The following is a 13,641-nucleotide window of genomic DNA, read 5'->3' as shown; positions in this document are numbered from 1 at the left end:
GGGACGGGCGATCGGATCGAGCCCGGCCCGCCCGCTTCGCCGCGGTCGATCGTGGCGTGATGTCCGTTTTGCCTTACTTGTCCCTATTGCCTGGAATGTGACTATACCTCTCCCGGACCGCAAAGGGGAGACCTGGCGCACAACGACGACGACGCGCCGACCCCGAACGGGGCCGACGCGTCGTCGGTGATGCTTCCTGCGGGCGCTGCCCGCCGTGGATCAGTGGGCGTTGAGGTACTGCTGCAGCGCCTTCACGGTGGAGTAGTTGGTGCGGAAGTCCCAGACGCCGTTGTTGCCGTGACCGATCGCGGCGCGCAGCTTGCGGGTGGTCTCCGAGCCGATCTTGCCGTCCTGGGCGGCGCCGACCTTGCCCTGCAGCGCCTTGATGTCGCTGCTGGAGAGCGAACCGTCCTGGCTCACACCCACCCAGCCCTGCAGGGCCCGGGTGGTGGCCGGGCCGAACTTCCCGTCCACGACCAGGTCGGCAGAGCTCGGGGCCGACGGCGCGGAGGGTGCCGACGGCGCGCTCGACACAGCACCGTCGTTGAGGAAGACCTGCAGCGCCTTCACGGTGGAGTAGTTGGAGCGGAAGTCCCACACCCCGTTGCTGCCCAGACCCATCTGGGCGCGCAGCTTGCGGGTGGTCTCCGAGCCGATCTTGCCGTCCTGGACGGCACCGACCTTGCCCTGCAGCGCCTTGATGTCTCCTCGCGAGAGCGAGCCGTCCTGGCTCACGCCCACCCAGCCCTGCAGGGCCCGGGTGGTGGCCGGGCCGAACTTGCCGTCGACCGCGAGGGCACCGGGAGAGACACGATCGTTGTCACGGGAGGGGGCGGATCCGCGCTCGCCGGGCTGTGCATTCGCGTCCGCACCACCATTGGCGCGGGTCAGGCCCGCGCGCTTGCCGCAGACGGGCCAGGCGCCGGGGCCCTGGCGATCCAGCACCCGCTGGGCGACGGCGATCTGCTCGGACTTGGTGGCCTGATGCGCGTAGGTGGCGAACTCCTGGCCGCCGAAGGACTTCCAGGTGGGCTGATAGAACTGCAGGCCGCCGTAGTAGCCGTTGCCGTTGTTGATCGACCAGTTGCCGGTGGACTCGCACTGGGCGACCCGATCCCAGACGGCGGTGTCCGCCGAGGCGACCCCGGCCCCGGTGACACCCAGGCCCGCAGCGATCACGGCGCCGCCGGTGGCCGCGGCCATCTTCGGGGCGACACGTGCGCCGCGGAAGTAGACCGCGGAGCCGTCGGCGCGATGGGTGGGGACTCGTGCGGGTGCGGACATCGGGAACTCCTGGGAGGGGGCGCGGGGGAAACATGCGGGAGAGAACTGTGGAGGACGGCCGACGTCGAGACGTCGGCCCACAACCCCACGATGCCCGTCCCACCAGGGCATTCAATACTCCCGATGCCAAGTCCGCGCCAATCCTTGGGGGAACTTTTACTCTATTTGCCACAAAGAAGAATGACAGTGACGGAATTATTGAGTACAAGCGGCGCCTCCGCGATCCTGCCCCGTCGGCGGCGCCATCGGCCCCTCGGGCCCCTTCATCCGCGCCCCGACGGATGGGGTGCCGGGCCTGCCGGGTGGGGCGCCAGGCCCCGACGGATGGGGCGCCGGGCTGGCGAGCGCAGGCCCCGGTACCGACGGGATCCCGATACGCTCCTTCCGTGCCCTCCTCCCCCTCTCGCCTCTCCGCGGTCTCGATGACCTGGCGGGTGCTGGTGGTGCTGGCGTGCGTGGGGGTGCTGGCCGTGGGTGGGCTGACCCGGTCCAACGACCTGTTCCCCTTCGGGGTGCTGGACCAGTTCTCCCGCGGCACCGATCCCGACGGCGAGGTGGTCAACACCTGCCTGCTGGGGATCCGGGAGGGCGAGGAACCCTTCGACATCCAGTTCGGGCAGCGCAGCGTGGGCATCGAGCGGGCCGACGTCGAGAACAACCTCGCCGCGATCGAAGCGGACCCGCAGCTGCTGGCGCCGCTGGCGGCGGAGTACGACCGGCGTCACGCCGATCGGGAGCCGCTGAACGCGCTGGTGCTGTGCCAGCGGATCACGCAGCTGCAGGACGGCACCGCACACGGCGAGGACGAGCTGGTCGAGGTCACCCGGTGGGAGGCGCCGTGAGCAGCACGAGCCCTGCGGGCCGGCTCCGATCGGTGCTGTTCCCGGCGCTGCCGCTGGCCCGCGTACGGGTGCTGCGGGTGCTGATCTTCGCTTTCGTGGCGATCGACGTGCTGACCTTCTCGCGGGACGTGCTCGCCCACGCCGGGAACGCCGGGTTCTTCACGCCGGTCGCGCTGGCCCGCCTGCTGCACCTGCCGCCGGCGACCGCACCGATCGCGTACACCCTGCTGGTCCTGATCCTGGCCGGCTGCGCGGCGGGGATCGCGGGGTGGCGGCCGCGGCTGACCGGGACGGTGGTCGCGATCGCGTTCTGGCTGTGGATGCTCTACAGCAACTCCTACGGCTATATCGCCCACGATCACATGGCGCTGATGGTGGCGGTCGCCGTGCTGCCCACGGTGGCAGGCGCGCCGGGTCCCGGACCCGACGGCACAGTCGCCGTGCACGACCGGTCCATGACCAGCGGTCCCGCCCGCAGCGAGGCCGCCGGCTGGGCGCTGCGCGCGATCCAGATCGCGGTGGTGGCCACCTACTTCTTCTCCATCGTCCCCAAGATCCTGTACTCGGGATCGCTCGCGAACTGGGGCAACAGCGCGATCCTCACCTGGGCCTCGATACGCCGCGGCACCGGCCTCGCGCACTGGTTGGTGGAGTACACGCCCTGGGTGTTCATTCCTGCGCAGTGGGCGGGGATCGCGCTGGAGACCCTCTCCCCCGTGGTGCTGTTCCTGCGCGGGAAGGCCCTGTACGCGGCGGTCGCGCTGTACCTCGGCTTCCATGTCTCCACCCTGGTGCTGCTGGGCATCCACTTCCTGCCCACCGCGCTGTGCTGGGCGGCGTTCCTGCCGCTGGAGCGGCTGCGCCTCCCGCGGCAGCGGGTGCGCCGGTCCTCCTGACAGGCCGGAGGACCGCCTCGCCGTCCGTCGGCCCGACGGCGAGGGCGGGAGCCGGGCGGCGCTGCTCACCGCGGCCAGGGGCGCAGCGTGGTGAAGGCCCAGTGCTGGACCTCGAGGCCGGTCCCGTCCTGGCGCAGGGTCACTCCGAAGTCGACGCTCATCCGGTGCACGCGGGGTCCCGGCGCGGGGAGCTCGCCGCTCTGTGCACCGCCGTGTGCGTCACCGCCCTGCGCGGTGATGAACTCGGCGACCAGACCCTCACCGCGGTAGTCGAAGGAGTCGCCCACCATCTCGCCGTAGCTGATCTCCGGCAGCTCCAGCAGCAGCCAGCTGCCGGGGGTGTCCGCCGGGAGATCCGCGCCCAGGGGGCAACCCGGGGGCCTGGCCACGCCGCTGAGCAGACACTGCGCGAGCTCCTCGAGGATCACCGTCCGTGCCCGGCTCAGCCCGTCCCGGCTGGGCCGGTAGTCCACGGTGATCAGCCCGGTCTGCCAGTGCCCGAGCACCGGGGGCACATAGACCTCCGCGGTCCGGGGCACCAGGTGCGGGCCGGTGGCCGGCAGCTCCACCGTGTACCGGCCCGGCAGCACGTGCAGCGCCACGCTGGGCCGGTCGGTGCGTCGGCCGGTCCAGTGCACCGCCGGGATCTCGATCCGCTGGCCGTTCAGGAGCACCACGCCGGTGCTGGCCCGCGGCCCCAGGGTCAGCAGCGGCAGCGGGACCGGCTCCAGCTCCCAGCGCAGCGCGCGCAGCGGACCGTCGGGGACGGCGCTCAGCGTGAGCACCGCGGCGTGCTCCTCCCGAGCGTTGCGCAGCGTGACGCGGACGGTCGCGACGACCCCGCGCACCACGACCTCCTCGATGGTGTATCCGGCGATCCGGCCGGGGGTGGCCTCGCGCAGCGGCTCGGTCAGCGCCTCATCCACTGCGCTCTCGATCGGGACGAGATGCTCGCGCACGGTCGAGAGGTCACCGGCGATCAGGGCGTCGAGATAGGCGCGCGCGACCTCCTCGGGGTCCTGCCCGCGCAGCAGCAGCCATGGCATCGCGACCGCGACCAGGGCGAGCACCGTCAACGCGCCTGCGATGCGGCGCGCACCCGGGCCGCGGTGACGGGCGGGGGCGTCGGGCGTCGTCAGGGCCGTGCGGGGGTCGTCGGTCTCGGTCCATCCCGTGCGGATGGTCCGGCCGGTGCTCTGCTCCTGTCCACGGACCACAGCGCTCCCAGGTCAGCGTCTTCGCCTGTGTCGAGGATACTGCGCCCGTTGCGCGTGCGCGATAGCCGTGACGCTCAGGCGCACTCGGAGCTGAAGTCCTGCCCGGGCTCCTCGAGGACGACCACCCCGGTGATGTACCCGTTCTCCGCATCGGTGCAGTAGCCGTAGTGCTCGCTGTCCTCGGCGGGCACGCTCACCTGCAGTGCGCCCTGGCCGCTGATGGCCGCGGTCCCGCTGACCGTGAAGGGCACCTCGATCGGTTCCGCATCGCCGGCCGGGGTGAACTCCGCGGTCCCCGCGCCCTGCAGCGTCCAGAGGAAGGCGGCGATCGGCAACGATTCGATGCGGGGTGAGCTGGTGAGCGTCCACGTGCCCGGCGTGTCCTCCTGCGTGCCCCACGCCGCGAAAGGGCATCCCTCGGGGATGCTCGAGGTGCTGGCCGCGCAGTCCTCCAGCATCGCATCGGCCTGGCGCTGCACCTCGGCCCGTGCGTCGTCGGCGAGGACGAGCTGCAGGTCGTGGACGGAGATCTCCGACTTCTCGAAGGCGGCCGGCACCTCCAGGGCGCGCTGCGGCACCTCGGTCCAAGGCGTCACCTGAGGCACGCTGATGTCGTAGGTGCCGGGGAGCAGCTGCACCGCGATCCGCGGCGCGTGTTCCTCCCTGTTCATCAGGAGGTCCTCGACGGGGAGGGTGACGCCCTCGATCTCGATCTCCTGCACGCCCGGAGTCAGGTCGATCTGGAGCTCCGGCAGCGCCACCGGTGCCAGCTCCCACACCGTCGGCGAGAAGGCACCGACCTCGCTCGAGGTCAGGGTGAAGGTGCCCTCGCGGCTCTCGGTCCCGGTGCGCAGTGCGGCGGTGACCGTCGCGGTGCCCGCCTCGACCGCGACGTGCCGGATCTCGAAGGAGTCCAGCCGGTCCTCCGCCCCGGTGAGGACCTCCGCGGTCAGCGCGGCGGTGCTGACGCCGCGGGCATCCTGGGTGTGGGCGCGCACCGTCTCGAGGTCGCCGTCGACCACGGCCTGCAGGAACTCACGGGTGACCTGCTCGGGGCCGGTGGCGGCGCCGAGCAGACGCGGGAGGGCGATGAGCAATCCCCCCACCAGCACCAGCACCGCACCCAGGGCGATCAGCCGTCGGCTCCTGCGGGACAGGCGCGACCAGCCGTGCGAGGCGGGCGCGGAGGCCGCCTCCCCGTCGCCGCCGGGTCCGGGAACGGGTCGCGAGGTGGAGGCGCCCAGATCGGCGGGCACGGCCTCCTCGTCCCAGCCCAGCGGCAGGGGCCTCCCCCGGCTGCGGTCGCGGCCTCGCTCCCCCATGCGTTCCTCTCCCCGGTCGCCGTGCGCGGCGTCCGCTGGTCGGTCCTCTCGCAGTAGTCCAGGCTACTGTCCAGCGGTTCTCGGGGGTCGAGCTCCGGACGACCGACCTCGCCCCGCACGGCAGGGCACGGCACGGCACGGCACGGCTCAGAGTGCGCCCTTGCCCGCCTTCTCCCGGGCGCGGTCGGCGAAGCTGACACCCATCGCTGCCAGGGTGAGCGCCATGATGATGGTCAGCGCGATGATGAACGCCTCGAGCCAGGCGGTGCCCCCTCGGTGAGGGAGAAGATGATGCCGGGGATCATCGCGGTCCCGATCGCGGCGCCGGTGCGCTGGCCCAGCTGCAGGATGCCGCCGGCGACACCGCCGAAGCGCGGATCCACGGAGTTCAGGGTGAGGGTCTGGTTCGGGGAGATGGTCATGCCCTGGCTGAGGCCCATCAGGGTCAGCGGCACCGCCAGCCACCAGAAGGCGACTGCGCCGTTCTCCACGAACCCGGTCATCACTGCGGTGGCGGCCAGTCCCACGAAGGCGACGCCGAAGCCGACGATCACCATGCGCCGCCCGTAGGTGAGCACCCGTTTGCCCAGGGCCTGGGAGCTGATCGCGGCGGCGAACGAGGAGGGCACACCCATCAGGGAGGCCTCGAAGGCGGTGTGCCCCAGATGCATCTGCAGGTACAGCGGCACGATGATCCACACGCTGGTGGCACCCAGGAAGTAGACCGCGACGATGAGGATGCCGTTGCGGAAAGCCTGGTTGGCGAAGATCGCGGTGTCGACCATCGGGCTGCGGCCGCGGCGCTTGTAGCGCCGCTCCCACACCCACCACACACCGAGGATCAGCAGCCCGACGGGGAAGGACAACCACACCAGCACACTCACGCCGCGCTCGAGGAAGGGCAGCATGATGCACAGGATCGCCAGGCACAGCAGGACCGCGCCGACCGGATCGAGATCCGGCCGACCCTTCCCCCGCGCCCTGTCGTCGGGGATGTACTTCAGGGCCCCGAGGATCGCGATCACCCCGATCGGGGCGTTCATCAGGAACATCCAGCGCCAGCCCCACTCGGGCCCGAGGATCTGGATCAGCAGCCCGCCGAAGACGGGACCAGCGGCGGTGGCGACGGCGGCCGTGGTGGCCAGCAGTGCGAACGCCCGCGCCCGGTCATGGCCGCGGAAGTGCTGCTGGATCAACGCGACGGTCTGCGGGTTCAGCAGCCCCGAGCCCAGGCCCTGCAGGATGCGAGCGAGGTTGAGCATGTCGGCGCTCGGTGCGAAGCCGGACAGCAGGGAGCCGGCGGTGAAGACCCCGACCCCGATGATGAACATGCGCCGGCGCCCGGTCGCATCGCCCGCTCGCCCCGCCGGGACCAGCAGCATGCCGAAGGCCAGCGCATAGCCGGAGATCACCCACTGCAGCTCGCCGGTATCCGCCTCGAGGCCCTCAGCGATCGCGGTGAGCCCCACGTTGATGACGCTCACGGCGATCAGGGCCATGAACAGCGGGGCGAGGAGGACGGCGAGCAACGGCTTGCGGCGCACCGCCGGGGTCAGCGCGCTGGGGTCGGGGATCACCGGCTCACCTTATGCACTCCATGCACGTTTGAGGAGGGTGTGGTGACCGGTAGGACAGCACGGACGCGTGCGGTCAGGACGGCATCTGCGGTCCCCGCCCCTCCGGCGGCGGCCCGAAGGGGTTCTGCGCGGTGTCGACGAGCGGGCCCCGGGCATCGTCACGATAGGGGCCGGGCGGGATCGTGTATGCAGTGCGACCCGAGAGCAGCGGAGCGGCGGTCTGGATCGTGCGCATCGCGGGCCGATCCGAGTAGTCGATGCCGGAGAAGCGCCCGAACTGGCCGTCGGCGCCGGCGGGCCGGCGCACATCGGCCGCGGCGAGCATCGCCAGCGCGTCTGCCGGGGTCGGATAGCGGGAGGACCACACGTGCCCCGGCGGCAGCGGAGAGGTGAACAGCGACCCGCCGGGGCGGATCCACAGCGAGCCCGGCACGGAGCGGTCGCGCAGAGCGTGGGCCCGCCACGTGGTCACCGGGTGGGAGGAGCCCCAGTTGACCCAGTGCACGAAGAGGCTCGGGTCGGTCGCGGCACGGTCGGCGAGCTCGTTGACGTTGACCTCGGCCCCCAGATACTTCCCGCCCGAGAGCACCCCCATCACGCCGGGGGCACCGGCGGGGCAGTGGGCGTACCCGAAGTTGTCGGCGGTGTACTCCTGGGCGCGCGACAGCGCCGGGCCCAGGATCGGGATCATCCGGATCACGGTGGTGAAGACGAGGCGGAAGTAGGAGACGTGGCCCGCAGCGAGATGGCCCACCTCGTGCCCGATCACGAAGCGCAGCGCCTCCGGGTCGCGGGTGCGCCCGCCCACCTCGAACAGGTCGGAGTGGACGACGACGAAGCGACGGAACCCGTGACCGGAGGCGAAGGCGTTGATCACGCCGTTGCCCAGCTGCACATAGGCATCCGGGACGCGCCGCATCCCGAACTGCTGGGCGGCCTCCGCCACCATCCGGTAGCCCTCGGGGAACTGGGTGGGGCTCATGCGCACGGACCGGGTGCGCATCCGTGCGTACATGATCGCGCGGGCCCACCAGATCAGTACCGGCGCCAGCGGCAGGACGGCGACGAGCTGGAGCAGGAACGGCAGGATCCCGACGTACTGCCAGAGGTTGGCGACGCTCGCCTCGCCCTCGGTCACCTGCAGCACCAGGGTCGAGACGATGAGGGTCCACCACGCGATATAGCTCAGCAGCGTCAGGGCGATGCCCACCCCGAGCAGCGGCAGCTCCCAGGGATGGCGGATCCTCTTCGGGCCGAGGACGCCGTGCGAGGTGGCACCGTTGATCAGGTTCGGGTCCCCGGGGCGCATGCTCCCGCCGGGCGCGGGGCCGTGGGGCGCTGGGCCGTCGGGCGCGGAGCCGCCGAAGCCAGCGGCGGGCATGGGTGGCGGACCGGGGGGTTGCTGGGTCATCGTCAGTGCTCCTTTCGACCGACGATTCGCTCGGCCTCACGGCCGACGATAACCCCGACGGAGCGCTGCGAGGCACGGGGACGCCACGCTGTGGACACCCACCTGCAGGGGTCGGGCCGCTGGAGCGGGCAGAAGCGTCCTGCGCCAGCCCGGGATACAGGACGGCGGGAGCGGCTCAGCGCATCAGGCGGCGCAGCACCCGGCGCTTCAGGCCGCGGTACGGCGGGTAGACCAGCTTCAGGGTGTCGGGCGTGAGCGGCTTCTTCACCACCGGCTTGGCATGGGTGAACACCTCGATCCCGGCACGGCCGTGGTAGGCGCCCATGCCGGAGGCCCCCACCCCGCCGAAGGGCATCCCGGTGCTGCCCACATGGGCGAGGGTCAGGCCCAGGGCGAGGGAGCCGGAGGAGGTCTCGGTCGCGAACCGCTCCTCGACCTCGCGGCGGGGGAGAACACATAAGCGGTCAGCGGTTTCTCGCCCTTCCGGATCCGGGCGATCGCCTCGTCGGGGCCGGAGACCGCGAGCAGCGGCAGGACGGGGCCGAAGATCTCCTCCCCCATCACCGCGTCGTCCCACTCCACACCCATCATGATCGTGGGCGGCAGGTAGCGGGTGGCGGTATCCGCCTCGGCGGTGCCGCCGAGGATCGCCTGCTCGTCGTCGATGAGCGCGAGCACCCGCTCGAAGTGCTTGTCGCTGACCATCCGGCCGAAGTCCAGGCTGCGCTCGGGACGGGCGCTGTACAGCTGGCGCACCGCCTTGCGCAGGTGGGGTCGCAGGCGCTCGAGGGTGCGCGGGGTGGCCATCAGGTAGTCGGGGGCGATGCAGGTCTGCCCCGCATTGGTGAACTTGCCCCAGATGATCCGTCGGGCGGTGACGGCCAGGTCCGTGCCCTCGTCGACGAACACCGGGGACTTCCCGCCCAGTTCGAGCACGGTGGGGGTGAGGTGCTCGGCGGCGGCGCGCGCCACGATCCGGCCGACGGCGCCGTTGCCCGTGTAGAAGATCAGATCGAAGCGCTGCTCGAGCAGGATCGTGGTCTCCTCCACCGCGCCCTCGACCACCCGCACCCAGGCGGGATCGAGATGGGTGCGCAGCAGGTGGGTGAGGGCGGCGGAGGTCGCCGGCGCCACCTCGCTGGGCTTCACGACCGCGGTGTTGCCGCCGGCGATCGCGGCGACCAGCGGCGCAAGGGTGAGGTTCACCGGATAGTTCCACGGGGAGATGATCAGCGTGGTGCCCAGAGGCTGCCGCTGCAGCTCCCCGGAGGCCGGGGCCAGCAGCGGGCCCAGCGAGAGCCGCTCGGGCCGCAGCCAGGAGCGCAGATGCTTCATGGTGTGGGTGATCTCCTGGGCGACCACCCCGATCTCGGTCAGGGCGCTCTCGGTGCGGGACTTGCCGAGGTCCTCGGCGAGCGCCCGGGCCAGCCTCGGCTCCTCACGGCGCAGGCCGCGGCGCAGCGCCTCGAGCTGGGCGAGGCGGGCGGCGAGGGGCTGGGTGGTGCCGGCGTCGAAGGAGGCACGCAGCGCGTCGACGTCGGCGCGGATCCGGGTCCGTTCCGCGCCTTCGTCGGCCGACGGTCCGGTGGAGCTGCTGATCTGGTGAGCATCTGTCGACATGGAGCCAGGGTAGGTCCCGTTCTCGAAGGATGGGCGCCGCACGGGGATGGACACCGCCCACCCAGCCGCTCGGATCGCGGAGAATGGGGGTCGAGGAGCCCGATCCGGGGCCGGGGAGGAGAGGTCGCGCGATGACCGTGCTGATGGCCGCACCGCTGCTGGTGACGCTCACGCTGCTGGTCTCCGGGCTCGCGAAGCTCGGGGCGCGCCAGGGCACCGAGGAGGCGATGACCTCGCTGCGACTGCCGCTGCGAGGCCTGCACCGCACGGCCGCGTCCCTCCTGCCGGTGACGGAGATCGTGCTCGCCCTGGTGCTGTGGATCCCCTCGGTGCCGCTGCAGACGGCGGTCTCCGTGGCGATCGCGCTGCTGATGTGCGCCTACCTGGTGATCATCGCCCGGGCGCTGAGCTTCGACGAGCCGGTTCAGTGCTCGTGCTTCGGCACCCTCGCCTCGCCCACCGTCTCGCGGCTCACACTGGGGCGGAACCTCCTGCTTCTCGGTCTCGGCCTGCTGACCGTGGTGGCGGCCGCGGGCGGCTCGATGACGATCGTGCTGGTACAGGCCCCGCTGTCGCTGATCGGTCTCGGGATCACCGTGCTGCTGACGATCGCGCTGACCCTCCTCACCGTCGGCGCCACGGACCCTGCTGTCGCGCCGGCGCCCGCTGCGCCGCGCACCGGGGGCGCAGCGGACGATGAGAGCGCCGAGGCGGAGCTGCTGGACTACGAGCGCGCGGCGACTCCCGCAGCGGTGCTGCAGCAGCCGGACGGCCGACTGATCACCCTGACCCAGCTCACCGCACAGCAGGCCGCCCTGCTGATCTTCACCTCCGAGGGATGCGGGCCCTGCGAGCGGGTGCTGGACCGGGCCCCGGAGTGGATCGAGTCGCTCTCGCCCTTCCTCCAGGTCCGGTTCGTGTTCTCGCGTCCCGTGGATCAGCTGCGAGAGCGCACCACGCAGCGGGTGGGGACGCTGGCGATGCACGATCTGCAGTTCACCGCCCGCTCCACGCTCGGCGGGCGGACGGCGCCCTCGGCCGTGCTGCTCGGGGCCGACGGCCTGCTCGCCGGTGGTCCGGTGGACGGCGGCTCGACGGTGATCGAGTTCGTCGAGGAGATCCGCACCCAGCTGCGCAGCGTGCAGGACCAGGACCAGGACCAGGACCAGGACCAGGACCAGTCTCGCTCGTCCGCGCCGTGACCTCGGGCCCGGGTCGTCTCTGAGGCCGGTTCAGGGCACGCTGGCCTGCGCGAAGCTGCCGTGGCCCCGGGCCCGCAGCGGACCGTCGGCCGCCGGGACGAAGACCGCCTGCCCGGCCCGCAGCGCATGGCTGCCGGTGGTGGTCTCCAGGGTGGCCGAGCCCTCCAGGCCGAGCACGATCCGGGGCCCGGAGCCCGGGATCGGGTGCGTCCCGGCCATCGGATCGTCCGGGTCGCTGAGCTCGGTGACGGCGAGCTCGAAGTCATCGACCGGGGCGTAGTAGGCGATCGAGGTGGGGTTCTGCCGTTCCGGGGCGACCCTCAGCGGCGGCGCGGCAGTGACGCTGACGCACTGGAGCACCTCGTCGGCATCGACCCGCTTCGCGGTCAGTCCGGCCCGCAGCACATTGTCGCTGGTCGCCATGATCTCCAGGCCGGTGCCGTGGAGGTAGGCGTGCAGCGCGCCGGCGGGCACGTACATCGCCTCGCCACTCTGCAGGGTGACCGGGTTCAGCAGCAGCGCCGCGACCACGCCCGGGTCGCCGGGGTGGTGGTCCGCCAGCAGGGAGACGAAGCGGTCGATGCGCGGCGAGGGGGAGATGCCGGCGGCGGCACGGGCCCGACAGGCCTCGACCACCGCATCGACCGCCTCCGGCGCAGGCCGCAGCGAGGCGGAGACCAGCGTGCGGAACGCGGCCCGCATGCCGTGCGCGGTGGGGTTGTCGACCAGCAGGCGGTGCAGCCGGTCGGTGAGGGCGGTGCCGAGCCCGTCGAGGATCACCGCCGCCCGGCGGGGGGTGCGGAAGCCGCACAGCGCAGTGAAGCGGGTCAGGGCGATCAGCATCTCCGGCTTGTGGTTCGCATCGCGGTAGATCCGCCGCGGCGAGTCCAGGGCGATGCCGGCGGCGCTCTCGGCGGCGAAGGACTCCGCGGCATGCTCCCGACTGGGATGGACCTGCAGCGACAGCGGGCTCTCCGCCGCGATCACCTTGAGCAGGAACGGCAGCTGCCCGCCGAAGGCTCGGGCGACATCGGGACCCAGCATCCGGTCCCGCTCCTTCGCGATCACCGCGTCCAGCCCGGTGCCGCCCGGCACCGTCGCCGGGGCCAGCGGATGCGCCCCGAACCAGGCCTCGGCCCAGGGCCTGCCGTCGGGTTCGCATCCCAGGAACTCCGGGATCGCGGTGGTCGAGCCCCAGGCGTAGTGCTGGAGATGGCTGGCGAGCTCGAACAGGCTCACGCACCGCCCTCGAGGATCTGGGCGATCAGGCGTGCCGGCTCGTCGGTGCCGAGTCCCGGCGGCGGCGTCGGCTCCGCGCCGACCCGCCGCATGCCGTAGCGCTCCCAGTGCTCGCCGACCCAAGAGGGCGCACCGGGCGCATGCACCCAGGCGGGGATGCCGCGCATGGCGGCCTCGAGGATGTCGGCGGAGAACACCGAGGCGAGGGGGCGGGCCTGCTCGGCCACGGTGATCGAGGGGTCCTGGAATCCGATGCCGCGACGTCGCAGCAGCAGGTGCGCGGCACGGGCAAGGCGCTCGGTCTCCGCCGGGCCGGGCTGGTAGAGCGCACCGGCGAAGCGGCAGTACGACTCCGCCGCCCGCAGGCTCACCCGGCGCGGCAGCTCGATCGAGGAGAACTGGCCCAGGAACACCGGCTGCTCCTCGAGCACCGGCGCTTCCCCCGCGGCCTCGTGCCGTGCCTGCCACAGCCGCTGCGAGCCGACCACCCGCACCGCGATGTCATCACGGCCGGCGCGGTGGAACTCGCCGTCCTCGGCGGTCCAGGACAGCACGGTGGTGTCCGGCGGCAGCGGCGGGGCGAAGGGGGTGAGCACGTCGTGCTGGACGACGGCGCCGGGAACATCCCTCTCCCGCGCCCATTCGTGGAGGCTGCGCCCCACCTCCAGATGCCAGCCGAGGGTGAGCACCGAGGTGATGCCCAGCTCATCAAGGGCGTCCGACGGACGGGCGATGCGCCGGTGCTGCCATTCGGGGCCCTCCAGCTCGTCCAGGGCCAGCCCTGCGGGGGTGACCACGACGGCGCTGCCGTGCACGTAGGGCAGCACCGCGGGCAGACCGCCATGAGCGGCGCCGTCGGCGGTGTCGATGCCGAGCAGGATGCGGGCGGAGCCCTCCCCCTCCCGCAGATGGAGCACGTAGCCGGGGGCGCTCTCCGAGGGGCGGGCACGATGGATGCCGCGGGCCCGACGGCGGGACCCCCGCCACTCCTGCCAGCGTTCGAGGCTGCGCGGATGGATCAGGGCCATGGA

At 72.1% G+C, this 13,641-nt stretch carries 12 protein-coding genes; 3 read left to right on the top strand and 9 right to left on the bottom strand.

What is annotated here, in order from left to right:
- Nucleotides 1-219: 219 nt before the first annotated feature.
- A complete protein-coding gene (locus CFK39_RS09435; protein ID WP_089065244.1) occupies nucleotides 220-1,284 on the bottom strand; it encodes a transglycosylase family protein in 1,065 nt (354 codons plus the stop codon).
- Between the two features lie 386 nt (nucleotides 1,285-1,670).
- On the opposite strand from CFK39_RS09435, the gene CFK39_RS09430 reads away from it, so the two are divergent.
- Together CFK39_RS09430 and CFK39_RS09425 are read left to right on the top strand one after the other, a co-directional pair.
- Nucleotides 1,671-2,126: a hypothetical protein gene (locus CFK39_RS09430; protein WP_245822420.1), complete on the top strand. Its 456-nt coding sequence runs from the start codon at nucleotides 1,671-1,673 to the stop codon at nucleotides 2,124-2,126.
- Nucleotides 2,123-3,022, top strand: a complete 900-nt coding sequence (locus CFK39_RS09425) for a hypothetical protein (RefSeq protein ID WP_245822418.1) — start codon at nucleotides 2,123-2,125, stop codon at nucleotides 3,020-3,022. The genes CFK39_RS09430 and CFK39_RS09425 overlap by 4 nt, the downstream gene beginning before the upstream one ends.
- A 65-nt stretch (nucleotides 3,023-3,087) precedes the next feature.
- Here CFK39_RS09425 and CFK39_RS09420 read toward each other — a convergent pair whose 3' ends face one another.
- From CFK39_RS09420 to CFK39_RS09400, 6 genes are all read right to left on the bottom strand, one after another.
- Complete coding sequence (locus CFK39_RS09420) at nucleotides 3,088-4,239, bottom strand: hypothetical protein (protein ID WP_089065242.1); 1,152 nt, start codon at nucleotides 4,237-4,239, stop codon at nucleotides 3,088-3,090.
- A gap of 74 nt (nucleotides 4,240-4,313) precedes the next feature.
- Complete coding sequence (locus tag CFK39_RS09415; RefSeq protein ID WP_089065241.1) at nucleotides 4,314-5,561, bottom strand: hypothetical protein; 1,248 nt, start codon at nucleotides 5,559-5,561, stop codon at nucleotides 4,314-4,316.
- Between the two features lie 233 nt (nucleotides 5,562-5,794).
- Complete coding sequence (locus CFK39_RS09410) at nucleotides 5,795-7,138, bottom strand: MFS transporter (protein ID WP_245822416.1); 1,344 nt, start codon at nucleotides 7,136-7,138, stop codon at nucleotides 5,795-5,797.
- A 73-nt stretch (nucleotides 7,139-7,211) separates the two neighbouring features.
- Nucleotides 7,212-8,549, bottom strand: coding sequence for a M48 family metallopeptidase (locus CFK39_RS09405; RefSeq protein WP_089065240.1), 1,338 nt, complete (start codon nucleotides 8,547-8,549; stop codon nucleotides 7,212-7,214).
- A 175-nt stretch (nucleotides 8,550-8,724) separates the two neighbouring features.
- The gene (locus CFK39_RS17355) at nucleotides 8,725-8,919 is read right to left on the bottom strand and encodes a hypothetical protein (RefSeq protein WP_338027665.1); all 195 of its coding nucleotides are present in this window, start codon (nucleotides 8,917-8,919) and stop codon (nucleotides 8,725-8,727) included.
- Nucleotides 8,920-8,930: 11 nt separating this feature from the next.
- Nucleotides 8,931-10,169: an aldehyde dehydrogenase family protein gene (locus CFK39_RS09400; RefSeq protein WP_338027664.1), complete on the bottom strand. Its 1,239-nt coding sequence runs from the start codon at nucleotides 10,167-10,169 to the stop codon at nucleotides 8,931-8,933.
- A gap of 131 nt (nucleotides 10,170-10,300) precedes the next feature.
- Between CFK39_RS09400 and CFK39_RS09395 the strand changes: the two genes are divergently transcribed.
- Nucleotides 10,301-11,371: a MauE/DoxX family redox-associated membrane protein gene (locus CFK39_RS09395; protein WP_245822414.1), complete on the top strand. Its 1,071-nt coding sequence runs from the start codon at nucleotides 10,301-10,303 to the stop codon at nucleotides 11,369-11,371.
- 30 nt (nucleotides 11,372-11,401) lie between these two features.
- Here the strand turns inward: CFK39_RS09395 and manA are convergent, their stop codons facing one another.
- Both manA and CFK39_RS09385 read right to left on the bottom strand, forming a co-directional pair.
- A complete protein-coding gene (gene manA / locus CFK39_RS09390) occupies nucleotides 11,402-12,604 on the bottom strand; it encodes a mannose-6-phosphate isomerase, class I (protein WP_089066367.1) in 1,203 nt (400 codons plus the stop codon).
- Between the two features lie 2 nt (nucleotides 12,605-12,606).
- Nucleotides 12,607-13,638, bottom strand: coding sequence for a hypothetical protein (locus CFK39_RS09385; RefSeq protein ID WP_089065239.1), 1,032 nt, complete (start codon nucleotides 13,636-13,638; stop codon nucleotides 12,607-12,609).
- Between the last annotated feature and the right edge of the window lie 3 nt (nucleotides 13,639-13,641).

The organism is Brachybacterium avium (genome assembly GCF_002216795.1).
Lineage (GTDB): Bacteria > Actinomycetota > Actinomycetes > Actinomycetales > Dermabacteraceae > Brachybacterium > Brachybacterium avium.
Note: the sequence above shows the minus strand (reverse complement) of the source record. Positions and strands in the feature narration are given on the sequence as shown.

Coding starts and splice junctions, on each gene's coding strand:
- CFK39_RS09435 (WP_089065244.1), bottom strand. CDS start 1,284: ATGTCCGCACCCGCACGAGTCCCCACCCATCGCGCCGACGGCTCCGCG.
- CFK39_RS09415 (WP_089065241.1), bottom strand. CDS start 5,561: ATGGGGGAGCGAGGCCGCGACCGCAGCCGGGGGAGGCCCCTGCCGCTG.
- CFK39_RS09405 (WP_089065240.1), bottom strand. CDS start 8,549: ATGACCCAGCAACCCCCCGGTCCGCCACCCATGCCCGCCGCTGGCTTC.
- CFK39_RS09400 (WP_338027664.1), bottom strand. CDS start 10,169: ATGTCGACAGATGCTCACCAGATCAGCAGCTCCACCGGACCGTCGGCC.
- CFK39_RS09395 (WP_245822414.1), top strand. CDS start 10,301: ATGACCGTGCTGATGGCCGCACCGCTGCTGGTGACGCTCACGCTGCTG.
- CFK39_RS09385 (WP_089065239.1), bottom strand. CDS start 13,638: ATGGCCCTGATCCATCCGCGCAGCCTCGAACGCTGGCAGGAGTGGCGG.